Annotated in this window: 18 protein-coding genes; 7 read left to right on the top strand and 11 right to left on the bottom strand. The window is 67.6% G+C overall.

Annotation, left to right across the window (positions count from 1 at the left end):
* Nucleotides 1-167: 167 nt before the first annotated feature.
* Nucleotides 168-1,700, top strand: coding sequence for a capsule assembly Wzi family protein (locus tag PSR1_RS01110; RefSeq protein ID WP_237757774.1), 1,533 nt, complete (start codon nucleotides 168-170; stop codon nucleotides 1,698-1,700).
* Here the strand turns inward: PSR1_RS01110 and PSR1_RS01105 are convergent.
* A complete protein-coding gene (locus tag PSR1_RS01105; RefSeq protein WP_059435804.1) occupies nucleotides 1,684-3,255 on the bottom strand; it encodes a glycosyltransferase in 1,572 nt (523 codons plus the stop codon). The genes PSR1_RS01110 and PSR1_RS01105 overlap by 17 nt on opposite strands.
* A gap of 258 nt (nucleotides 3,256-3,513) precedes the next feature.
* On the opposite strand from PSR1_RS01105, the gene PSR1_RS01100 reads away from it, so the two are divergent.
* Entirely contained in the window at nucleotides 3,514-4,836 is a 1,323-nt protein-coding gene (locus tag PSR1_RS01100; protein ID WP_059435803.1) for a nucleotide sugar dehydrogenase, read from the top strand.
* Between the two features lie 15 nt (nucleotides 4,837-4,851).
* On the opposite strand, the gene PSR1_RS01095 is transcribed toward PSR1_RS01100, so the two are convergent.
* A complete protein-coding gene (locus PSR1_RS01095) occupies nucleotides 4,852-5,748 on the bottom strand; it encodes an SDR family oxidoreductase (protein WP_059435802.1) in 897 nt (298 codons plus the stop codon).
* Nucleotides 5,749-5,912: 164 nt separating this feature from the next.
* Here PSR1_RS01095 and rfbA point away from each other — a divergent pair, with 164 nt between their 5' ends.
* Genes rfbA through rfbB form a run of 3 tightly spaced genes read left to right on the top strand, consistent with a single transcriptional unit; the run spans nucleotide 5,913 to nucleotide 8,370 of the window.
* Nucleotides 5,913-6,797, top strand: a complete 885-nt coding sequence (rfbA, locus tag PSR1_RS01090) for a glucose-1-phosphate thymidylyltransferase RfbA (protein ID WP_059435801.1) — start codon at nucleotides 5,913-5,915, stop codon at nucleotides 6,795-6,797.
* The gene (gene rfbC, locus PSR1_RS01085) at nucleotides 6,797-7,363 is read left to right on the top strand and encodes a dTDP-4-dehydrorhamnose 3,5-epimerase (RefSeq protein ID WP_059435800.1); all 567 of its coding nucleotides are present in this window, start codon (nucleotides 6,797-6,799) and stop codon (nucleotides 7,361-7,363) included. Before rfbA ends, rfbC begins: the two co-directional genes overlap by 1 nt.
* A complete protein-coding gene (gene rfbB / locus PSR1_RS01080; protein WP_059435799.1) occupies nucleotides 7,360-8,370 on the top strand; it encodes a dTDP-glucose 4,6-dehydratase in 1,011 nt (336 codons plus the stop codon). Before rfbC ends, rfbB begins: the two co-directional genes overlap by 4 nt.
* 12 nt (nucleotides 8,371-8,382) lie before the next feature.
* Here rfbB and gmd read toward each other — a convergent pair whose 3' ends face one another.
* Both gmd and PSR1_RS01070 read right to left on the bottom strand, forming a co-directional pair.
* Nucleotides 8,383-9,405 (bottom strand): GDP-mannose 4,6-dehydratase, encoded by a 1,023-nt coding sequence (gene gmd, locus PSR1_RS01075; protein ID WP_059435798.1) that lies wholly within the window; start codon nucleotides 9,403-9,405, stop codon nucleotides 8,383-8,385.
* Nucleotides 9,402-10,352, bottom strand: coding sequence for a GDP-L-fucose synthase (locus tag PSR1_RS01070; protein ID WP_059435797.1), 951 nt, complete (start codon nucleotides 10,350-10,352; stop codon nucleotides 9,402-9,404). Before PSR1_RS01070 ends, gmd begins: the two co-directional genes overlap by 4 nt.
* A gap of 320 nt (nucleotides 10,353-10,672) precedes the next feature.
* Between PSR1_RS01070 and PSR1_RS01065 the strand changes: the two genes are divergently transcribed.
* Nucleotides 10,673-11,995, top strand: a complete 1,323-nt coding sequence (locus tag PSR1_RS01065; protein WP_059435796.1) for a nucleotide sugar dehydrogenase — start codon at nucleotides 10,673-10,675, stop codon at nucleotides 11,993-11,995.
* 111 nt (nucleotides 11,996-12,106) lie between these two features.
* On the opposite strand, the gene PSR1_RS23290 is transcribed toward PSR1_RS01065, so the two are convergent.
* The 7 genes from PSR1_RS23290 to PSR1_RS23270 all read right to left on the bottom strand — a co-directional run bounded on the left by PSR1_RS23290 (nucleotide 12,107) and on the right by PSR1_RS23270 (nucleotide 20,065).
* The gene (locus PSR1_RS23290; RefSeq protein WP_082100081.1) at nucleotides 12,107-13,327 is read right to left on the bottom strand and encodes a glycosyltransferase family 4 protein; all 1,221 of its coding nucleotides are present in this window, start codon (nucleotides 13,325-13,327) and stop codon (nucleotides 12,107-12,109) included.
* Nucleotides 13,324-13,896, bottom strand: a complete 573-nt coding sequence (locus tag PSR1_RS23285; protein WP_082100080.1) for a putative colanic acid biosynthesis acetyltransferase — start codon at nucleotides 13,894-13,896, stop codon at nucleotides 13,324-13,326. Before PSR1_RS23285 ends, PSR1_RS23290 begins: the two co-directional genes overlap by 4 nt.
* A 7-nt stretch (nucleotides 13,897-13,903) precedes the next feature.
* Nucleotides 13,904-14,602 carry a glycosyltransferase gene (locus PSR1_RS24020; protein ID WP_237757777.1) on the bottom strand — a complete coding sequence of 233 codons (699 nt, stop codon included), beginning with the start codon at nucleotides 14,600-14,602 and terminating at the stop codon, nucleotides 13,904-13,906.
* Between the two features lie 410 nt (nucleotides 14,603-15,012).
* On the bottom strand, nucleotides 15,013-16,146 hold the full coding sequence (locus PSR1_RS23275) for a glycosyltransferase (protein ID WP_160308987.1): 1,134 nt from the start codon (nucleotides 16,144-16,146) through the stop codon (nucleotides 15,013-15,015).
* A 30-nt stretch (nucleotides 16,147-16,176) separates the two neighbouring features.
* Complete coding sequence (locus PSR1_RS01050) at nucleotides 16,177-17,307, bottom strand: acyltransferase (protein WP_160308986.1); 1,131 nt, start codon at nucleotides 17,305-17,307, stop codon at nucleotides 16,177-16,179.
* A complete protein-coding gene (locus tag PSR1_RS24015; RefSeq protein ID WP_059435792.1) occupies nucleotides 17,295-18,623 on the bottom strand; it encodes a hypothetical protein in 1,329 nt (442 codons plus the stop codon). Before PSR1_RS24015 ends, PSR1_RS01050 begins: the two co-directional genes overlap by 13 nt.
* Nucleotides 18,620-20,065 carry a lipopolysaccharide biosynthesis protein gene (locus PSR1_RS23270; RefSeq protein WP_082100076.1) on the bottom strand — a complete coding sequence of 482 codons (1,446 nt, stop codon included), beginning with the start codon at nucleotides 20,063-20,065 and terminating at the stop codon, nucleotides 18,620-18,622. The genes PSR1_RS24015 and PSR1_RS23270 overlap by 4 nt, the downstream gene beginning before the upstream one ends.
* 555 nt (nucleotides 20,066-20,620) lie before the next feature.
* On the opposite strand from PSR1_RS23270, the gene PSR1_RS01040 reads away from it, so the two are divergent.
* Nucleotides 20,621-21,937, top strand: a complete 1,317-nt coding sequence (locus PSR1_RS01040) for an MraY family glycosyltransferase (RefSeq protein WP_237757773.1) — start codon at nucleotides 20,621-20,623, stop codon at nucleotides 21,935-21,937.
* The last annotated feature ends 58 nt before the right edge of the window (nucleotides 21,938-21,995 follow it).

The raw sequence follows: 21,995 nt of genomic DNA, 5'->3' as shown, positions 1-21,995 counted from the left end.
ATGCGACCACCGCTCGTGGTTCGACGGGCTCACCACGAGCGGACGCAGCAGGCTCGCAAGGAGCGGAGGCAGCAGGCTCACCACGAGCGGACGCAGGGGCTGCGCCCCGGGAAGCCCCGCTCACCCCGAGCCTGTCGAGGGGCGAGCGGGGTTGCACCCCGGTCCCGATGGCGGTGGACGGGATCGGCACCCCGTCCGACGAGCTGCTCCGCCTGGGCGAGCTGTCCGGCGCGGTCCCCCTCTCCCCCCGCGTGCTCCGCCGCGCCGGGGCGCGGGTGGAGACGCGCTGCGCCGAGGCCGCGCTGCCCTGGGACACCGCCGGCCTCGAGGCCGGCGCCGGCGCGGACGGCGTCCGGCTCGTGCCGCTCCGGCTCGACGCCGCCTGGAACTCGCACTACCCGTCCGGCGGGAACGACGGCCTGCTCTGGACCGGCCGCGGCACCTCGTCGATGCTCTCCGGCGGCGCGTCGTTCCGCTGGGGCGCGCTCTCCGGCGCGCTCGCGCCGGCCGTGTCCTGGTCGCAGAACCGCTGGTTCACCACGCGCCAGAACGGCCAGTCCGGCGACCTCGCGTTCCGGAGCCCGTTCTACGGCGACGGCATCGACTACCCGCAGCGCTTCGGCGCCGGCCCGTTCGCGGACTGGAGCCTCGGCCAGAGCTACCTGCGCGCCGACGCGTGGAACGTGGCCGTCGGGATCTCCACCGAGAACCTCTGGATCGGCCCCGGGATCCGGAACGCGCTCACCATGACGAACGCCGCGCCCGGCTTCCCGCACGCGTTCGTCGGCACCTCGCGCCCCGCGGACATCGGCATCGGCACCGCCGAGGTGCTGGTGTACTGGGGCCGCCTCTCGCGCTCGACCTACGTCGAGCACCCCACCCACCCGATGGTGAGCGGGCTCGTGCTCGACTACACGCCGCGCTGGGTTCCCGGGCTGACCGTCGGGCTCTCGCGCCACTTCGTGCAGGTCTGGGACGGCCTGCGGGTGGGCGACTGGCTGGCGGTGTTCCAGAGCCCGCGCAAGAACGACCTCAAGGGCTGGTACGACGATCCCACCGGCAACAACCCCAACGACAACCAGCTCGCGTCGCTGTTCGCGCGCTGGGTGTTCCCGGAGGCGCGGCTCGAGATCTACGGCGAGTTCGGCCGCGAGGACCACGAGGGCTCGCTGTACCAGTACGTCCGCGAGACCGACCACACCGGCGCGTACCTGCTCGGCCTCCAGAAGCTGTTCGGCGGCGGCGCGCGCACGGTGCGGCTCCAGCTCGAGGCGACCGCGCTCCAGGCGGTGCGCCCCCCCGACAGCCTGCGCGGCATGCCGACCTGGTACACGCACGGCCGCGACCTCTCCTGGACGAACGAGGGCCAGCTCCTCGGCGCGTCGATCGGCCCCGGCTCCGACAGCCAGACCGTGGCGGTGGACGTGTTCGGCCCGCGCGGCCGGATCGGCGGCTACCTGGAGCGCGTCCGCCGCGACAACGCCTACTACTGGAGCGCCATCGAGCCGCTCCGCGACGACGCGCTCACCCAGGACGTCGAGGTGACCGCCGGCGCGCGGCAGCTCCTGTTCGCGGGGCCGTTCGAGGTCTCGTGGGACGCGAGCGCGTCCTACCGCTGGTCGCGGGCGTTCCTGCCGCGGAACGAGCCCAACCTGCGGCTCGTGGTGCAGGTGGCGCTGCCGGTCATGCCGACGCGCTGACGTCCGGCGGCGCGGCGCCCTCCGGCGCGGCGCCCGCGTCGGGGCCGGACCCGGACGGCGCGGCGCTCGCCGACGTCGGCCGCAGCACCGCGATGAGCGAGAGCGGCGGGAACGGCAGCGCGCGGTCGATCAGCCGGAACAGCGGCGTGAGCAGGTTGAGCGCCTTGATCTGGAGGAGGCCGAAGGAGCGGCGCTTCAGGAGCTTCCCGTTCAGCCACCAGGCCGGCGTGCCCACGCGGTTGAAGTGCAGGAGCTCCTGGACCTCGAAGCCGGCCTTGCCGGCGAGCTCCACCAGCGTGTTCTCGGTGTAGCGCCGCTTGTGCCCCAGCACCTCGTCGAGCGTGCCGAACAGGTCCGGGCCGCGCGGCACGAGCACGATGGCGCGGCCGGTCTCGGCGAGCGCCGCGCGGACGTTCCGGAGCGCGCCGAGGTCGTCGTCCACGTGCTCGATGATGTTGAGGCACACCACCGTGTCGAACCCGCCCTCCACCGCGGGGAACGACTCGCCCTTCGTGACGTCGGTGAGCGTGACGTCGAGGTACGGGCGATCGAGGGTGAGGCCGCGCAGCGTCTGGAGGTAGAGCGGGTTGACGTCGGAGGCGACGTAGGTGTTGCGCGGGACCAGGCGCCGGGTCAGGTTTCCGGTGCCGCTGCCGATCTCGAGCACGCGCTGCCCGCAGAACGGCCGGATCACGTCGGCCATCCAGGCGTTGAAGCGCGGCGCGCGGGCGAGCCGGCCCAGGATCTGCGAGCCGTACGCGTCCTCCTGGTAGACGTGGTCGGAGAGCCAGAAGCGGGTGATGGCCCACAGCGCCTTCACGCCGTCCCGCCAGTTGATCTTCTTGCCCTCCTGGTAGGTCCGCCCCGAGTAGCTGATGGGGATCTCGAAGATGCGGGCCTCGCGCTTCGCGAGCTTGATGGTCAGCTCGGGCTCGAGCCGGAAGTCGTTCGAGACGATGGGGATCGACTTCAGGAGGTCGGTGCGGACCGCCTTGTAGCAGGTCTCCATGTCGGTCAGGTTCACGTTGGTCACCCAGTTGGTGAGGAACGTGAGCAGCCGGTTGCCGAGCTCGTGTCGGAACAGCAGCGCGCGCCGGGCCTCGCCGCCCGCGAAGCGCGAGCCGAACACCGCGTCCGCCTCCTCCTCCACGAACACCTTCACGATGCGGGCGAGGTCGCGCGGGTGGTACTCGAGGTCCGCGTCGTGGATCACCGACAGCTCGCCGTCCGCCTCGGCGAGCGCGGTGCGGATGGCGCGGCCCTTCCCGCCGTTCATCACGTGGCGGAGGAACACCCACTGGAACTTGCCCTGCCGGCCGTGGCCGCACAGCTCCACGCCGTTCTCGATGGGCCCGTTCTCCAGCCACTGGACGCCGCGGGCGGCGGCGAAAGCGCGCAGGACCTCGCCGGTCGCGTCGCGCGAGCAGTCGTCCACCACCACCACCTGCACGCGCTCGAGGTGCGGCGAGCCTTCCAGGATCTCGAGCCGGCCGAGGGAGGTCGAGACGAGGTGCTGCTCGTTGTAGACGGGGACCAGGACGGAGAGGGAGGTCATCGCGCAGGGGTTCTAGCAGACGCGGCCGGGTGCGGGTACTCGCGGGCGGGGAGCGGGCGGGCGGCCTCCGGGAGCCCCTCCCGCGCCTGCTGCGGCAAACCGGCGCCGTCCCGACCCAGGACGGGCACCATGGCTCCCCGGCATGAAAGCCCCCGCCCCCGGTGGTAGGTTCGGCCGTCCCTGGCGCCCCACCGGACGGTAGGCGGCGCGGGGGACGAGACGCAGGGCGGCCGGCAGGGCCGGTCGTGGGGGGACATCGTGATCAGGGAACTCGAGGCGCGGATCGCCGCGCGCACCGCGCGCGTGGGGGTGATCGGCCAGGGCTACGTGGGGCTGCCGCTGGCGCTGGTGTTCCGGGAGGCAGGGTTCCCGGTGCTGGGGCTCGACGTGGACCCGGCCAAGATCGAGGCCATCTCGCGGGGCGAGTCGTACATCAAGCACATCGGCCCCGACCGCGTGAAGGCGGCGGTGGAGAGCGGGCAGTACTCCGCCACCACCGACTTCGAGCGGCTGCGCGAGTGCGACGCGATCCTCATCTGCGTCCCCACGCCGCTCGGGCCGCACCGCGAGCCGGACAACTCGTACATCCACTCGACCGCGGAGAAGATCGCGAAGCAGCTCCGCCCCGGGCAGCTGGTGGTGCTCGAGTCCACCACGTACCCCGGGACCACCGACGAGGAGGTGAAGCCGCTGCTCGAGAAGAGCGGGCTCCGCTTCGGCGACGACTTCCTGCTCGCGTTCTCGCCCGAGCGCGAGGACCCCGGCCGCAAGGACTTCAGCACCCGGACCATCCCGAAGGTGGTCGGCGGCGTGGACGAGGCGTCCACCCGGGCCGCCGCCGCGCTGTACGGCGCCGCGCTCGAGCACGTCGTGCCGGTGTCGAGCGCGCGGGTGGCGGAGTCGTGCAAGCTGCTCGAGAACGTGTTCCGGTCGGTGAACATCGCGCTCGTGAACGAGCTGAAGGTGATCTTCGACCGGATGGACATCGACGTGTGGGAGGTGATCCGCGCCGCGTCCACCAAGCCGTTCGGCTTCATGCCGTTCTACCCGGGCCCCGGCCTCGGCGGGCACTGCATCCCGCTCGACCCGTTCTACCTGTCGTGGAAGGCGGCCGAGCACGGTGAGTGGGCGCGCTTCATCGAGCTCGCCGGCGAGATCAACACGCGGATGCCGCGCTACGTGGTGCAGAAGGTGGCCGACGCGCTGAACGGCGACCACAAGTCGGTGAAGGGCTCGCGGGTGCTGGTGCTCGGGCTCGCCTACAAGGCGAACATCGACGACGACCGCGAGTCGCCCTCGTACGAGATCATCGAGCTGCTCCGCGAGGGCGGCGCGGTGGTGGACTACTGCGACCCCTACTTCCCGAAGGCCCACCGGACGCGCAAGCACGACCTCGGCCTCTCGTCGGTGCCGCTCGACGCGGCCACGTTCGCGTCCTACGACGCGGTGGTGGTCGCGACCGCGCACGAGCTGTTCAAGGACGCGAAGCTCTACCGCGGCGTGCGCCTGGTGGTGGACACGCGGAACCTGCTCCCCGCGCTCATGCAGGGGAACGGCGGGCCGCGGGTGGTGAAGGCGTAGCCGCGGGCGGGGCCGCTACCCGCGCGCCAGCCACTGCGCGTGGAAGCGGTCCAGCGCGGTGTCGATGGGGAGCGGCTTCGACCGCAGCAGCGCGGCCGCGCGGCCGACGTCGAGGCCGCTCCGGAGCGGTCGCGGCGCGAGCAGCTTCACCTCGGCGGTCTTCACCGGGACGATCTCGCCGGAGAGGCCGAAGCGCGCCGCCACGCGCCGGGCGAAGTCCACCCGGTCGAGCGCGGTCGCGCCCGCGGTGTGCAGCACGCCCCGGTAGTCGTGGTCCAGGAGCAGCTCGAGCGTCATCTCCGCCGCGCTCTCGGCGAGCGTGGGCGAGACCACCTGGTCCGAGAACGCCTTCACCGGCTCGCCTCGGGAGAGCTTCTCCACCACCTGGGTGGCGAAGGTCGGCTTCGCGCCCCTGCGGCCGCTGTACACCACCGCCACCCGCGCCACGGCGGCGTCCGGCGCGATCACGAGCGCCGCCTCCTCGCCGCAGCGCTTGGTGCGAGCGTAGGCGCCCCGCGGGTCCGGCACGTCGTCCTCGCGGTAGCCGCCGCGCGTGCCGTCGAAGACGTAGTCGGTGGAGACCGCCACCAGGCGCGCCCCGAGCGCCCGGCAGGCGCGCGCCACCTGCTCGGTGCCGCCCACGTTGGCGCGCCAGGCCAGCTCCGGCTCGCGCTCGCAGCCGTCCACGTCGGTCATCGCGCCGGCGTGGAGGACCGCCCCGGCGCGGAACTCGAGCAGGGCCCGCTCGACCGAGTGCCCGTCCGAGAGATCGGCGTCGGCCCAGGCGAACCCGCCCGGCGCGAGCCGGCACGGGCCGCGGCCGATCCCCAGCACCTCGTGGCCGGCCGAGACGGCCAGCCCGACCGCGGCCCCCCCCAGCAGCCCGTTCGCCCCGGTGATCGCGATGCGCACGCGGCGAGCCTACCGCCGAACCGCGCTGCGGCAAACGAGCGCCGTGCGACCCGGCGCGGGCACCATGCCTCCCGGGCATGAAAGCCGTGGGTCCCGGTGCTAGGGTGGGTCGTCCGTGGCGCCCCCAGGGCGGCGCGCGGCCGCACTCGGGGGAAGACCACCGCATGATCAGTCGCAAGGGAATCATCCTCGCGGGCGGAGCCGGTACGCGGCTCTATCCGGCCACGCTCGCGATCTCGAAGCAGCTGCTGCCCGTCTACGACAAGCCGATGGTCTACTACCCGCTCACGGCCCTGATGCTGGCCGGGATCCGGGACATCCTCGTCATCTCCACGCCGCAGGACACGCCGCGCTTCGAGGAGCTGCTCGGGGACGGGCGGCACTGGGGGCTCAACCTCCAGTACAAGGTCCAGCCCAGGCCGGAGGGCCTGGCGCAGGCGTTCGTCCTTGGCGCCGACTTCGTGCGCGGCGGGCCCTCGGCGCTCGTGCTCGGGGACAACATCTTCTACGGCCACGAGCTGCAGAACATCCTCAGGGCCGCGGACGCGCGCACCGACGGCGCCACCGTGTTCGCGTACGCCGTCACCGACCCCGAGCGCTACGGCGTGGTGGAGTTCGACGCCGAGCGCCGCGCGGTGAGCATCGAGGAGAAGCCCGCGAAGCCGAAGTCGCGCTACGCCGTCACCGGGCTGTACTTCTACGACCGCAACGTGGTCGAGCTCGCCTCCACCATCCGGCCGTCCGCCCGCGGCGAGCTCGAGATCACCGACCTCAACCGGCTCTACCTCGAGCGCGGCCAGCTCTCGGTCGAGATCATGGGCCGCGGCTACGCCTGGCTCGACACCGGCACGCACGACTCGCTGCTCGACGCCGGGCAGTTCATCGCCACCATCGAGAAGCGGCAGGGGCTCAAGATCGCGTGCCCGGAGGAGGTCGCCTGGCGGCAGGGCTGGATCGACGACGCCCAGCTCGAGGCGCGCGCCGCCGCGCTCGGCAAGTCGACCTACGGCCAGTACGTGCGCAGCCTGCTCGCGACCCGGGTCTTCTGATGCAGGCCCGAGGCACCGTCATCCCCGACGTGCTGGTGCTCGAGCCGAAGGTGTTCGGCGACGCGCGCGGCTTCTTCTACGAGAGCTTCAAGCAGAAGGCGTTCGACGCGGCGGTGGGGCGCCACGTGGAGTTCGTGCAGGACAACCACAGCCTCTCCACGCGCAACGTGCTCCGCGGCCTGCACTACCAGCTCCCCAACCCGCAGGCGAAGCTCGTGCGGGTCACGCGCGGCGAGGTGTTCGACGTGGCGGTGGACCTCCGGCGCGGCTCGCCCACCTTCGGGCGCTGGGCCGGCGAGCTCCTCTCCGCCGGGAACCGGCGCCAGCTCTGGATCCCCGAGGGCTTCGCGCACGGGTTCCTCGTGCTCTCCGACGAGGCCGAGTTCCTCTACAAGATCACCGACTACTGGCACCCCGAGCACGAGCACTGCATCCGCTGGGACGACCCGGCCCTCGGCATCGACTGGCCCACCGGCGGCGCACCGCCGATCGTGTCGGCCAAGGATGCCGCCGGGCGGCCGTTCCGCGAGGCCGCCGTGTTCGAGGGCCCGGAGCACCATCGATGAACGTCCTCGTCACCGGCGGCTGCGGCTTCATCGGCTCGAACCTGGTCCGGCTGCTCCTCGCCGAGCGGCCCGGCTGGCGGGTCGTCAACCTCGACAAGCTCACCTACGCCGGCAACGCCGAGAACCTGGCCGACGTGCACGGCAGCTCGCAGTACCGGTTCGTCCGCGGCGACATCGGCAACGGCGAGCTGGTGGCCGACGTCTTCCGGACCGAGCGGATCGACGCGGTGATGCACCTCGCCGCCGAGAGCCACGTGGACCGGTCGATCCTGGCGCCGGCGGTGTTCATCGACACCAACGTGCGCGGCACGCAGGTGCTGCTCGAGGCCGCCCGCGAGCACGGGGTGAAGCGGTTCCTGCACGTCTCCACCGACGAGGTGTACGGCTCGCTCGGCCCCACCGGCTACTTCACCGAGACGACGCCGCTCGACCCGTCGTCGCCCTACTCGGCCTCGAAGGCCTCGAGCGACCTGCTCGCGCTCGCCTACGCGCACACGTTCAAGCTGCCCGTGGTGGTGACCCGCTGCTCGAACAACTACGGGCCCTACCAGTTCCCCGAGAAGCTCATCCCGCTCATGATCGCGAACGCGCTCCGCGACATCCCGCTGCCGGTGTACGGCGACGGCATGAACGTGCGCGACTGGATCCACGTCGAGGACCACTGCCGCGGCCTGCTCGCCGCGCTCGAGCACGGCCACGACGGCGAGGTCTACAACTTCGGCGCCTCGAGCGAGCGTCACAACATCGACATCGTGAAGCAGGTGCTCCGGCACGTGGGCAAGCCGGAGACGCTCATCACCTACGTGAAGGACCGCCTCGGCCACGACCGCCGCTACGCCATCGACGCCACCAAGGCGCGCACCAGGCTGGGCTGGGCGCCGCGCCACCGGTTCGAGGAGGCGCTCGCCGACACCGTGCGCTGGTACCGCGAGCACCGCCCGTGGTGGGAGCGGATCATCTCCGGCGAGTACCTGAAGTACTACGAGAAGCAGTACGGGCGGGGGTAGCCGCCGGCGCGGCTATCCGTGCCGCGACACCGCCGGCCCCGCGCCCGCGCGCAGCTCGCGCTCGGCCAGCTCCAGGTCGGACTCCATCATGAGCCGGACCAGCTCGGCGAAGCTGGTGCGCGGCTTCCAGCCGAGCTGGCGCGTCGCCTTGGAGGGGTCGCCGAGGAGGTAGTCCACCTCGGTCGGGCGGTAGTAGCGCGGGTCGATCTCGACGTACTGGCGGTAGTCGAGGCCGGCGTGGCCGAAGGCCGCCTCGCACAGCTCGCGGACCGAGTGCGCCTCGCCGGTGGCGACCACGTAGTCGTCGCCCTTCGGCTGCTGGAGCATCAGCCACATCGCCTCGACGTAGTCCTTCGCGTAGCCCCAGTCGCGCTTCGCCTCGAGGTTGCCGAGGTAGAGCTTCTGCTGGAGCCCGACCTTGATGCGCGAGGCGGCGCGGGTGACCTTGCGCGTGACGAACGTCTCGCCCCGCCGCGGCGACTCGTGGTTGAAGAGGATGCCGTTCGAGACGTGGAGGCCGTAGGCCTCGCGGTAGTTCACGCCGATCCAGTAGGCGTAGACCTTGGCGCAGCCGTAGGGGCTGCGGGGGTAGAACGGCGTGGCCTCGTTCTGCGGCGGCGGCGAGGCGCCGAACATCTCCGAGGACGACGCCTGGTAGATGCGGGTGTCGGCGAGGTTCAGCTCGCGGACCGCCTCGAGCAGGCGCGTGGCGCCGAGGCCGGTGACCTCGCCGGTGTACTCCGGGACGTCGAAGGACACGCGCACGTGGCTCTGCGCGCCCAGGTTGTAGATCTCGTCCGGCCGGAGCTTCTTCAGCAGCAGGTTGAGCGACGAGCTGTCGTTGAGGTCGCCGTAGTGCAGGAACAGCCGGCAGCCCGGGGTGTGCGGGTCCTGGTAGATGTGGTCGATCCGCTGCGTGTTGAAGGACGAGGAGCGGCGGACCATGCCGTGGACCTCGTAGCCCTTCTCGAGCAGCAGCTCCGCGAGGTAGCTGCCGTCCTGGCCGGTGATGCCGGTGATGAACGCCTTCTTCACGGGATGCTCCCTCGGTTGGCCTCGAACCACTCCACCGTCTCGCGCAGCCCGTCCTCGAAGCCGATGCGCGCCTTCCAGCCGAACTCGCGCAGGGCCTTGGAGGTGTCGAGCATGCGCCGCGGCTGGCCGTTCGGCTTGGTGGTGTCCCAGACGATCTCGCCCTCGAAGCGGCACAGCCGGGCGACGAGCGGCACGAGGTCGCGGATCTTGATCTCGAACCCCGCGCCCAGGTTCACCGCCTCGGACTTGTCGTAGCGCTCGGCCGCGTCGAGGATGCCCTCGGCCGCGTCGCGCGCGTGGAGGAACTCGCGCGAGGCGGAGCCGTCGCCCCACACCACGATCTGCCGGTCGCTGCGCTCGCGCGCCTCGACGCACTTGCGGACGAGCGCCGGGATGACGTGCGAGGTGCGCAGGTCGAAGTTGTCGCGCGGGCCGTACAGGTTCACCGGGAACAGCACCACCGAGTGGAACCCGTACTGCTGCCGGTAGGCCTCGCTCTGGACGAGCAGCATCTTCTTGGCGAGGCCGTAGGGCGCGTTCGTCTCCTCCGGGTAGCCGTTCCAGAGGTCCTCTTCCCTGAACGGCACCGGGCAGAACTTCGGGTACGCGCAGATGGTGCCGAGCGCGACCAGCTTCTTCAGCCCGACCTGGCGGCCCACCTCGATGAGCTGAACGCCCATCATGAGGTTGTCGTAGAAGAACTTGCCCGGGTTCTCGCGGTTCGCGCCGATGCCGCCCACGCGCGCGGCGAGGTGCAGGACCATCGTCGGCCGCGCGTCGCGGTAGAGCGCCCGGACCCCCTCCATCTGGACGAGGTCGTAGTCCTTCGAGCGGGGCACGAACACCTCGGTCGCGCCGCGCCGCCGCAGCTCTTCCTGGACGAAGCCGCCGAGGAACCCCGCGCCGCCCGTGACGACGATGCGCTCGGAACGCCAGTCGAAATCCATGGGGGCGCAGAGTAGGGGGCGGGGCGGCGGACGTCAATTGTGGGGGCGGGCGTCACGTTGGGCGACGTGGGCGTTCAGCTTTGGAGCCACGGAGCCTACCCGGCAACCGTCCGCTCGTTCAGGTCGGGAGCGTGATGGACTCGTGACGCACACGTCCAAGGTGACGGACCCACGCTAGCGCGAAGCCGCTCGACCGCGCCCGTCTCGACTCAACGTGAGTCGGTCTGTATATTGCGCGCTGCGAATCGCGCAACCGGGCTAGTGCATTGAAGCTGTGTTCGGCAGCGCGCCGCGACAGCGACATTCATTCCGGAGCTACGTTGAAGAGCGCACTTCTCGACAGCATTAAGGCGCGCACCGCGCGCGTGGGTGTCATCGGCCAGGGGTACGTGGGGCTGCCGCTGGCGCTGGTGTTCCGCGAGGCCGGCTTCCCGGTGCTCGGGCTGGACGTCGATCCCGCCAAGATCGCGGCCATCGGGCGGGGCGAGTCGTACATCAAGCACATCGGCCCCGACCGCGTGAAGGCGGCGGTGGAGAGCGGGCAGTACTCCGCCACCACCGACTTCGAGCGGCTGCGCGAGTGCGACGCCATCCTCATCTGCGTCCCCACGCCGCTCGGGCCGCACCGCGAGCCCGACAACTCGTACATCCACTCGACCGCCGAGAAGATCGCGAAGCAGCTCCGCCCCGGTCAGCTCGTCGTGCTCGAGTCCACGACGTACCCCGGGACCACCGACGAGGAGGTGAAGCCCATCCTCGAGAAGAGCGGGCTCCGCTTCGGCGACGACTTCCTGCTCGCGTTCTCGCCAGAGCGCGAGGACCCCGGCCGCAAGGACTTCAGCACCAAGACCATTCCGAAGGTGGTCGGCGGCGTGGACGAGGCGTCCACCCGCGCCGCGGCCGCGCTCTACGGCGCCGCGCTCGAGAACGTGGTGCCGGTGTCGAGCGCTCGCGTGGCCGAGTCGTGCAAGCTGCTCGAGAACGTGTTCCGGTCGGTGAACATCGCGCTCGTGAACGAGCTGAAGATGATCTTCGACCGGATGGACATCGACGTGTGGGAGGTGATCCGCGCCGCGTCCACCAAGCCGTTCGGCTTCATGCCGTTCTACCCCGGCCCTGGGCTCGGCGGACACTGCATCCCGCTCGACCCGTTCTACCTCTCGTGGAAGGCCGCCGAGCACGGTGAGTGGGCGCGCTTCATCGAGCTCGCCGGCGAGATCAACACGCGGATGCCGCGGTACGTGGTGCAGAAGGTCGCCGACGCGCTGAACGGCGACCACAAGTCGGTGAAGGGCTCGCGGGTGCTGGTGCTCGGGCTCGCCTACAAGGCGAACATCGACGACGACCGCGAGTCGCCCTCGTACGAGATCATCGAGCTGCTCCGCGAGGGCGGCGCGGTGGTGGACTACTGCGACCCGTACTTCCCGAAGGCGCACCGGACCCGCAAGCACGACCTCGGCCTCTCGTCCGTCCCCCTCGACGCCGCCACGTTCGCGTCCTACGACGCCGTGGTGGTCGCGACCGCGCACGAGCTATTCAAGGACGCGAAGCTCTTCCACGGCGTGCGCCTGGTGGTGGACACGCGCAACCTGCTCCCCGCGCTCGTGCAGGGGAACGGCGGGCCGAGGGTGGTGAAGGCATAGGCATACCGCAACGGACGGGCCGGGGTGCCTTGGCGCGGGCCTGCGGGGCGATCAAATCTGAATCCCGCTCAGCGACGTCCCCGTCGAGCAGGAATTGGATGCGCGATACCGCTAAGCGACCCTGGGTGAGTCCGCGCACAACGTCTCTAGCAGTTGCCTAAACGTTCCAGTAGCAACGCTGCGAGTGTAGTGCTGAGTGAGAGCAGCGCGAGCGCGCCGCCCGAGCGCGAGTCGCTCTTCCGGTGCGTCTGCTAGGGCACCGATCGCCAGCGCGAGGCCTTCCGAATCCCCGTTCGCGAAGATGCGGCCGCAATCGTGCCGAAGAATCGTCCGGGCCACCTCGCTACCTTTGGGCCCAACGTATAGCGCGGGACGACCTACAGCCATAATGCCGTAGAGCTTGGAGGGCTCAATAAGGCCCTCCACCTCTTGCGAAAGCCCGATGAGGTGCAAGTCACCCGCCGAAAGCGATTCGGCAAGTTGCTCCCTGGGCTGGTACGGCGCGAGCCGAACATTCGGGAGTTCTCGCGCGGCAGCCTCTACAAGCGCGCGCTGAACGCCCTCGCCAACAAATATGAACGCAATATCGGAACGGCCGTGCAATCTGCGCGCTGCATCGAGCAATGTGACAATGTCGTGGGCCTGGCCGATATTGCCTGAGTACATGACGAGCGTGCGCGCTCCGCGGGCGAGCTCGCTACGCAGTCGATTTCCTGAGTGCTCAATAGGCCGAACTGAATCGCCATCGGACCAGTTGGGTATAACAGACACGGCTGTGGGGCGCGCACCGCCAGCAATACAGCGCGCGCCCATGGCCTCGCCGAGAACCACGATCCGGTCAGCGCGCGCCATTACTGCGTGGGACGTGGCTGCCATGAGGCGTGCCACGAGCGCCCGAGGCTTCAGCGCTCCGAATGCGACCGCAACGTCTGGGTAAAGATCCTGCACCCAATACACAAGGCGCGCTCGCTTAACGCCCTTCAGAGCGAGGGCAGTGGCAGCGATAAGCGGCGGCGTCGTCATCGCGACAACAACGTCGTGCCGAGGAAGCCGTGCGAGCGCCGCGGTCGCCGCGAGATAGAAGCTCGCGTAATCAGCGGCACGATGGAACAGCGTGCGCTTGCCAAACGACGTAGCGGACGCACGTACGATCTCCACCCCACGATGCACGGATCGCTGTGCGAGTTGTTGGCCGCCAAGGTAGCTGCCGCGTCCAGCGAGCGCCGTTACGTTCATTCCAGCGGTAACGAGATCCTCAGCAAGGTCGGTCGCGATCTGCGAGGTAGCTGAAAGATCCGGGTGAAAGAACTGATTCAAAAGTAGGACCTTCATTCCGCAACCTCGATACGACGCTCCTTCACCTTTCTCGCTGGAACGCCGACGTAGATGCCGTAGGGAACGGTATCTCCGGACAGCACGGAACCGGCCCCTAGGATGGCATGGGATGCGAGCCGACTTCCCGGCAGCAGGAGAGAATTCACCGCAGCCCAAGCGCCTTCCTCGATGACGACTTCACGCACAACGAGGTCAAACGTCGAGCGCGACCAGTTGTGATTCCCGGTCTCAATCATGCAGCCCTGCGAGAGACAGGCGTTGCTCAGAATGGTGACCTTTGCAAGGGAATCAAGCCAGGCCGCCTCGCCGATCCAAACGTCGTTCCCTATCGCGAGAAGCCAGGGGTACTTGATATTCACTCTTGGCTTTATCACCACGCGCTCCCCGACCTGCGCGCCAAACGCGCGCAAGAGCGATACCTTCAGTCGTGACGGCCAAGGGAACCAAGTCAAAAAGAACCACCGGCTAAACAGGAGCCACAGAACGCGAATGGGCAGGCTGCGCCCGGTCGAGTACCAAGCGTTGTCAAACGTCGCGAGTCGTACTGATGATCGCCGGTTATCCATCACGCTCCTACTCCTCGACCGCGCAGATCGCGCCCAGCATGCTGTCTGCCATCTTTCGAGTGTCGAGGTCAGACGCGGTGGCGAGGGCAGCGTGCGACAGACGGGCCCACAGCTCACGGTCTTTCAAAAGATGTCGTATAAGCTCAGCGAGTTGAGGAACTGAGCGGCTCCGATAGAGCAAGCCGTTGATCCCGTCGCGAACAAATCGGGCCTCTGGGCCATGCCTCCCAAGGTCATCACCGATGAGCGGAGGGCACCCATAGGACATCGCGTGCACGATCGAGAGACCGCCATTGGCGGGATAGACCGTGCAGAGGGCGGCCCCGAACAAGCCTGCAAGACACGCCTCGTCGTAGACGGGTCCGTGCCACTCAACTCTGTCAGCGACGTTAGCGCGCCTGGCGTATTCCATCAAAGCCCCACGATGAGGACCATCGCCGATAATGCCGAGGCGCACGTCGTCAGGCAATGCACACAACGCATCGATCACCTCCTCGGTTCTGTTCTCAGCAAACAACCGCGAGCAGAACAACACGAGCTTCCGCTCTCTGGAGGAAGGTACGGAAGCCGCCGCGCGTGCGGCAGCGATAGATACCTGGTCGAGGCCGTTACGACATACGAACACTGCTAGTCCCCTGTGCCGCGCACGCCACTGCTGAGCCGTACAGTCATCGTAGAACACGACACCGCTCGCAAGCCGTGCCATCCAGGACCGCAAACTGTGGCGAAACGCGCTCTCACTCTTGGAGTAGCCGTGCCCCCACACAAGGGCCGCCTTCCCCAAAGCACGCGCCAACAGCAGCGCTATCCAATGACTGAGATAACGGGTGTTCCAAGGAAGAACCACGGTGCGGGTCGCGGAACTGCAGACAGCCGAAATAATCTTGGCCTGCCAAAGCAAGCCGCCCGGAAGTCGATACGTGCGAACCCTAGCGAGTGGGAGAGAGTTACCCTGGCTTTCAGGGAGCAAGGGCTCGCCGGATGCAATGAGACGCAGGCGCCCCCGTAGCAAGCCAGTGAGGGCGACAAACATGGCCGTTCTGTATGTGGGGACCGCAGGCTGAACCAAAACGACTCGTCCTGACGACCTCATCGGACGCCTCGTATCGTCCACATCTACACTCCGGCTCGGAAGAGAATGGAATCCGGCGGCGTTCCCCCGCCAGCAATCCATCGATAAAGCTCCACCATCTTCGCAGACACGTGTGCCCAGCTGTAGTTGGCCACAACCTCACGCCTGCCCCGCTCGCCGATAGTCTGGAGCTCGTAGGCCGAAGCACCCATCATCGCGTCCAAGGTCGAAGCCAATGAATCCGGTTCAGGGGTCGTGACCCAGCCAGCGCCAAAGGCTTCGACATTGAAGTTGCATTCAGGAGTAAGTACCACTGGCAAGCGAGCGGCCATCGCCTCAAGCACGGCCATAGAAAAACCCTCACTGAACGACGGCAAGATGAAGGCCTCAGCCGCGTTCAATGCCGCCTGCTTGGCCTCACCGTATAGCGGGCCAGGGAACCGAACGCGGTTCGCAACACCAAGGCTGAATGCAAGCGCCTCGACCTCGGCCCGATGCCCAAGCTGGTCTGGACCAGCGACGACCAGTGTCCAGTCGCGGCGGCGGGGCGCGACCTTGGACCAGGCGCGAATGAGTGGAATCAGGCCCTTCTTCGGGTGAATGCGCCCGAGAAAGAGCAGCACACGTCCGTCAATCTCGAGTGCTCGCCTCGAGCCAGCCCGGGCGGATTCGTCGGCGACAGCCGGAACATCGACTCCATTCGGGATAACAGCAACGGAGCGCGCGAGCCCAAGCCGCCGAATGTTGCGCGCCTCGGCTTCGCAAAGAGCGTGCACCACGTCCGCGCGCCGAAGGTTTCGGTTCTCCACGAGACCACGGAAGAGTGCCTTCTTCCATTGAGACCTAGCCAGAGCCCAGGGCTCGAGCATCCCATGTGGCGAGATGAGAAACCGAGCCTCGCCGCGGCGAAGCGCGGCATCGACGGCAAATGACGGCCATGTGAAGAGACCGTGCAAATGTACGAGATCCGCGTCTTTCAGCTTGGCGATTACTCCGGGTGCGAACCCGAATGCCAATGGGCCGTACGCTGGCAATTCGATGCTTGCGCTCCCAGTCGCACCGGAGCTGTTAACAGTCGGATCGCGCGCACTGACAACAAGCGCGTGCACGCCTGTCTGGCGCTGCTCGCGAACGAACGCGCGAACGACGGGCGGGATGCCGCCACCTCGGTGAGACATCAACCACGTGACATGTGTGACTCGCATCTTCTATTCCAGAGAACACTTCGCAAATAGACGCGCGCCAAGATTGCGGCGAAGGCGCTGCACCGGCAGTTCAAAATAGCGCCGCGAAAGCACCCCGGCCACAACGACGACGCCGACTACAGTGAAGGCGCGAACCAGCTCGGCGCCCAGCGAGCCTCGCGACAAACCCATGCGGGCCCAAAAGTAATCGAACGCAAGAATGGCGGTTAGGTGATTGAGATACACGAAAAAGCTGATATCTCCGAAAAACCCCAATACGCGAACAACGTTCGTGGGCGCGCGCGAACCGACAGACCGAATGGCTAAGAAGAGGGCGCCGATGAAGAGGGTGGTGCTGCTGAACTGAAGCGCAGCGCCCAATTCCGATGTGCGGCTCAGGGCCCCGACGCGCCAGAGTAGCGCGCCCAACGTGAGCCCTGCTGCAGCCAGCGCGGCAACTGCGCCAACGGTTATCCGTCGCGAAACGCGCTCATGCTTCATCAAGGCGAAGATCGCGCCCAAAGCAAGGCCGTCCAACCGAAATGCGGTGAAGCCGTAAATATCGAAAGGCGCCCCGCTGTGAGCAGACCAAAAACGCAAGGCGGGACTGGCAACGATAAGGCCTGCGCAGGCGAACCAGAGCCAGCGGACGGGAAGAGAGCGAACCAGCAGTGGCCACAGGAGGTAGAAATGCTCTTCAACGGCGAGTGACCAATACACGCCAAACGGTTCGGTCAACGTGAAGGATAGAAGGGAACCGGTGTTGGCGAGAAAGCCGATGGAGAAGAAAACACCCCGCCAGTCGACAGGAGCGTTCAGCGCCACAACGGTCAGGCACGCGACGCCTACTGACGCATAATAAAGAGGCAGGATGCGGAAGGCCCGCTTCGCATAGAAATCGCTGTAGTAGTCGGGGCGCTGTCGGGCCTCAAGCAGCAGGCCCGTGATCAGGAAACCGGAGAGCACAAAAAAGACATCGACCCCGAGCCATCCCCAACGAAAAAGGGACGCCAACATGCGAGCAGGGCCAGTGGACTGAGCCGGTCGCGTGCCCCATGCGAAGAGGTGGTAGAACAATACGCTGAGCGCAGCAAAGCCGCGAACAGCATCAAGATCAGGAAGGCGGCGTCGGGGCGCCGGGGTTACAGCTGGCACGCTTTTGCTCCGAATCCGGAAGGGAGCGGCATGCGACGTCGCCGGTGGCGTGCAGTCCAGCCGAGTAGCGACGCCACGACTGCGGCTAGCACAAAGCCGCCGCTCAGAAGAACTGTCAGGATCGACACGCTCGCGATGGAAACGGACGAAACAGTCCAAACCGCGTACAAAGCTACGCACGTATCGGACTTTGCGGAGCGCAGACACGCACGATCTGCGAGCGCAAGACCTGCCCCAACGCAGAATGAGGCGCCGATAACGCCAACGTAACCCGCGGCGGCCCAAGCCTCTGATGCCCAGAAGGCGTTCAAGCTTACGTCTGAACGCCCAGTGACAAGCGAACCCACGAGCAAGGGCGGACTGACGTACGTGTTATCGCCAAGGAGCCTGGCTACGAGGCCAATTCCGGTTCCGTAATTGAACTCCGCACGCTTGGGGTACACCTGCAGAAAGGCTTCTAGGCTGTTCTGAGGTGCAACGGCGATACGGTGCAAAGTCCAAGAAAGCGCCTCGATGGGGCCGATGTCGTAAGTCAGGCAGTATCCCAATGACCCCAAGCCCACGACCAGGATCGCGCCAGCGAGAGCGGTCTTGGGTAGTGATACGCGGCGGAAATGGCCGCTGTAGTACGAGTTGATGACAACGTAGAGGAAGGCGACGACTATAGGGGCCTTGTGCAGGCCCGCTGCGGACATTGCCAACAAGACGACAAACAGTGAGATGCCGACCCATCTCCACTTCCAGGAGGTGACTGCGGCCGCGCGGTTTAGAGCGGTGAGCATCAGTACGGGAAGAACCGCGTTCATTGCCAGGGCGGCGACGTAGGTGTACGGGTTGGCTTCGCTAAAACCAGCTCGGTGCTCGCGGAGGAGTGTGGCGTCGGCCCCTGGGCGAAGCAGTGTCAGGCCCGTCGCGCCGGCGCCGAAGAGATAGAGGAGCGCGACGAGCACTGCGGCAACAGAGAGAATCGCGAAGAGCGCAAATCGCAAGCGACCAGCACCGGTGGGCGTGGCGAAGAACTGGCTCTGGGCGCGCGTGACGGAGAGCCGAAGGACGGCGGGGACAGCAAGGGCTCCCGCGGTATAACAGAGAAATGAGAGCCCGATAACGAGCGGAAAGGATTCCGGAACGGGAGTGTGCGCAAACTCTGCTCGGTGAAGTAGATCCAAAGCATAGGGGATGGCGGAAGCCCCGTGTAATGCGAATAGCGTCCAGAAGGTGACCGTCACAACCGAGAGTCTGCGACCGGCACCAAAGCGCCAGATCATCGCAATCGTTGATAGCGTCAGGGCGAACGCGAGGAAGAGGAGGCTCATGAGTGCGTCGAAGGCCCCGTGGATGTGCGTCGCTGGTCGCGAGGATGAGTTAGGGCTGTGCGTAAATGATGGCGAAGGCTCGCCCAGTATGCCCGCGAAGAAGGCAACAGAGACGTGATGCTTTCGCCCGTGTGCGTTCGCCGGTCGTACGCCATCACCGCAAAGGCGGACACCCGACCTAGGGAGAAAGCCGCGGCAAGGCCGGCAAGGCCACTACGAGGGACGAGGGCGTAGGCGACGCCCGCCATCGCTCCCATCCCGACGAATTCAGAGCAGATGCAGGGACCGATGCGCTGCTGCGACCGGGCCGCGGACTGCAGGACGACTGTGGATGCAGCAGCAAGTGAGCCGATAATCGTGATGGCTGCGGGCGCAACCGCGGGCGAAAAAGAGGCGCCGAAGAGCAGGGGAATCGCAACCGGTAGCATCGGGAGGGCCAGCGCCGCCATTCCCAGCGTCACGAGCTGCCCTTGGCTATAGGCGGCCCGTGTGAGTGCCTCGGGATCCTCCACCTTCGCTGCCAGTCGGGAAAGCAGACGCTGTGAAATCGCCTGGGCTCCGAGAGGCATGATGACAGTTAGGGTGGAAACTACCTGCCAAAGCCCAATCCCGGCCTGCGTCAGCGTCCAGTTGGCGAGAGCGCGGTCTTGCGAAGACGCTAGTACTGACGCTACCCGTGGGAGCTGAAGCCGAACGGCATCGGACGCGAGGCCTGGCGCTAGCAGTGTGCTCCGCAGGGGCCCGCGCCCCCCCATGAGCACAAGCGGAATGCCGACGATGAGTGGAAACGCGCGAATGGCGATCGTGCTGACGGCGATTGGCGTCACGCTCGCGTGGCGTGTGCCTATCAGTACTGCCAAGAGTAACAGATACAGGAGGACGTTAAGAATGCGGATGAGTGCGACGGCGCGAAACCGCTGGCGTCCAAGCAGGAGGCCCAGAGGCACGTTGGCGAGCAACGAGAGTGGAATAAACAGCAGACCGACGTTCGCAAGCGGCAGGATGCGTTGCTGCTCTTGTGTAAGGAGCAGAGGAAGAGCGAGATACCCGATTGCGAGGGCGAGTGCGCTAAACGCGCTCGAGAGCGCGAGGCCAGGGCCGATCAGCGATCGTGCGTTTGCATGGCTGGATGCCGACCTAAGGGTGAGCGCTTCCGAAATGCCGGCGTCCAGCAGGCTAGTTAGAAGCGCGGGCCAAAACAGCACTACCGCGAGATCCCCTCGACCGTCTGGGCCGAGGGTCCGAGCTGTGACTATGCCCGTGACGAGCCCGAGTATAGTCGCGCCGAGATTTGCAAGGATGAGAGCGCCCGTATCACTGCTAAGAGCCAGAACGCCGACGGACGTCGCGGTGCGAATGCCATTTCGCAACCTGGGGAGAATGGCCATCACTTTGTGGGCGCTCGCCGCTCTATGCAGGCGGCCGTGTGCGCCGCCGCCCATTCTCGGCGGACAATACGGCGCAACGTAGAGGGAAGCGCGCAGGCCGTCAAGAGGAGGGGCCGCGCTCCGGAATGTGCCGGATTTGGGATGCGGACGAAGCGTACGGCTGCGCTTCCGCTGAGTGTCGTGACAGGCGCGTACCTGCCGACCCGTTCATCAGAGTGCTTGAGTACGGGAGCCGTGCTCTCCGTTGAGTTCTTCGCTCGTGGTGTCACGTTTGCACTGCACGGGGTTCAGCTGGACTGGTCATCGGGCCAGGTTTGACGTAGAGAACTAGGACCGCCAGGGGACGCGGCGGCCGCAACCGAGGAATACCCGAAACATGACGTGCACTGGGGTGGGCCCGGGCGCCGACGGCGCAGGGGTGGGAGGGCGCCGTTGAACGCCGCGCTCCTGGGTTTTTCGGTCGCCGCAGCCATCAGCTTGGCCACGACGCCGCTCATTCGCGAGGCAGCGCGGCGGCGCGGTGCGCTCGACGTGGCGCACAGCTCGCGGAAGGTTCATGGCCGAGCTGTCCCACGGCTCGGGGGCATTGCCATCGTCGTCGCCTTCTACGTGGCGGTGGGTCTCGGCCTGCTCATGGGTCCGGCCGCCGGGTCCATGATCAACCTGTCGCCGGTCATGACCGCCGCCTTCCTGGCCGGGGGCGCGGTGATCGCCGCGCTGGGCATCTACGATGACCTCCGCGGCGCGAACGCCAGGACCAAGTTCGCGGTCCAGTTCGGCGTGGCGGCGACGATGTACGCGCTCGGCTTCCGGATCGAGACGCTCGCGAATCCCTTCGGGCCGCCCATCGAGCTCGGCTGGCTCGCGTTTCCGTTCACGATGCTCTGGATCGCGGGCATCATCAACGCGCTCAACCTCATCGACGGGCTCGACGGGCTCGCCGGCGGGGTGGCGGTCGTCGCCCTCGCGACCACCGTCGTGGTGGGCGTACTGCACGGGCGCACGGGCATGATCTTCTTCGCCGCGGTCCTCGCGGGCGCAGTGCTCGGCTTCCTCCGCTACAACCTGAACCCCGCGTCGATCTTCATGGGCGACTCGGGGTCGATGTTCCTGGGATTCGTGCTCGCCACGCTGTCGATCGGCACGCACCAGAAGTCCACCACCGCGGTCTCGCTGCTGCTCCCCATCATCGCGCTCGGCCTCCCCATCGCCGACACGCTGCTCGCCATGAGCCGTCGCGCCGCGCGCGGCGTGCCGATGTTCTCGGCGGACCGGGGCCACATCCACCATCGCCTGCTCGATCTCGGCCTGACGCACCGCCAGACCGTGCTCGTGCTCCACGGCGCCTCCGTGATGCTGGGCTGCACCGCGATCGCGCTGGCGCGTGCCACCCCGGCGCAGGCGTTCGGCGGGCTGCTCCTGCTCGCGACGGCGTCGGCCCTCGGCCTGTATCGCCTCGGCTTCTTCCGGGTGGAGAACGCGCTCGAGGTACTCGAGGCACGCAAGCGGAACGCCGCCATGCGCCAGGCGGTCGTTCAGGCCCGGCCGGCGCTGGAGGCGGCGGAGAGCTTCGATGAGCTGTGGCGCGCGATCGAGCCGGCCGCGCGGGCGCTGAAGGCCCGCGACATCCAGCTCCGCCTCGGCGTTCACGGCGGCCCGCGGCGGCTCTACACGAGCGGCGTGGAGACCGCCGACAGCGGGCTGGCGTGCGCGACCTTCGGCATCGGGGGCGAGCGCTCGGCCGGGGACGAACTGCTGCTCGGCTGGGCCGACGGCCGGAGCAAGGTCGATCGGGACACGGAGATCGCGGTCGAGCTGCTGTGCCGCGAGGTGGAGCCCGTGCTGGTGCGCATCCGGAGCCGGGTGCGGCTGCGGAACATGATTGGCAGCGCGCGGCAGGGCGGGCGGAACCAGCGCTCCGCGTGAGCCGCACTCACCGTCCGGAGCACGCCGGCGTGCCGCCTTTGGTGGACGGTTGGTGTAG

Source organism: Anaeromyxobacter sp. PSR-1, assembly GCF_000964525.1.
GTDB lineage: Bacteria > Myxococcota > Myxococcia > Myxococcales > Anaeromyxobacteraceae > Anaeromyxobacter.
Note: the sequence above shows the minus strand (reverse complement) of the source record. Positions and strands in the feature narration are given on the sequence as shown.

What these genes read in the sequence shown, in the direction of transcription:
- PSR1_RS01105 (WP_059435804.1), bottom strand. Translation starts at nt 3,255, where the DNA reads ATGACCTCCCTCTCCGTCCTGGTCCCCGTCTACAACGAGCAGCACCTC.
- PSR1_RS23270 (WP_082100076.1), bottom strand. Translation starts at nt 20,065, where the DNA reads ATGGGCGGCGGCGCACACGGCCGCCTGCATAGAGCGGCGAGCGCCCAC.
- PSR1_RS24020 (WP_237757777.1), bottom strand. Translation starts at nt 14,602, where the DNA reads ATGGCACGGCTTGCGAGCGGTGTCGTGTTCTACGATGACTGTACGGCT.
- PSR1_RS01070 (WP_059435797.1), bottom strand. Translation starts at nt 10,352, where the DNA reads ATGGATTTCGACTGGCGTTCCGAGCGCATCGTCGTCACGGGCGGCGCG.
- PSR1_RS23285 (WP_082100080.1), bottom strand. Translation starts at nt 13,896, where the DNA reads ATGGATAACCGGCGATCATCAGTACGACTCGCGACGTTTGACAACGCT.
- rfbA (WP_059435801.1), top strand. Translation starts at nt 5,913, where the DNA reads ATGATCAGTCGCAAGGGAATCATCCTCGCGGGCGGAGCCGGTACGCGG.
- PSR1_RS01110 (WP_237757774.1), top strand. Translation starts at nt 168, where the DNA reads ATGGCGGTGGACGGGATCGGCACCCCGTCCGACGAGCTGCTCCGCCTG.
- PSR1_RS24015 (WP_059435792.1), bottom strand. Translation starts at nt 18,623, where the DNA reads ATGAGCCTCCTCTTCCTCGCGTTCGCCCTGACGCTATCAACGATTGCG.
- PSR1_RS23290 (WP_082100081.1), bottom strand. Translation starts at nt 13,327, where the DNA reads ATGAAGGTCCTACTTTTGAATCAGTTCTTTCACCCGGATCTTTCAGCT.
- rfbB (WP_059435799.1), top strand. Translation starts at nt 7,360, where the DNA reads ATGAACGTCCTCGTCACCGGCGGCTGCGGCTTCATCGGCTCGAACCTG.
- PSR1_RS23275 (WP_160308987.1), bottom strand. Translation starts at nt 16,146, where the DNA reads ATGTCTCACCGAGGTGGCGGCATCCCGCCCGTCGTTCGCGCGTTCGTT.
- rfbC (WP_059435800.1), top strand. Translation starts at nt 6,797, where the DNA reads ATGCAGGCCCGAGGCACCGTCATCCCCGACGTGCTGGTGCTCGAGCCG.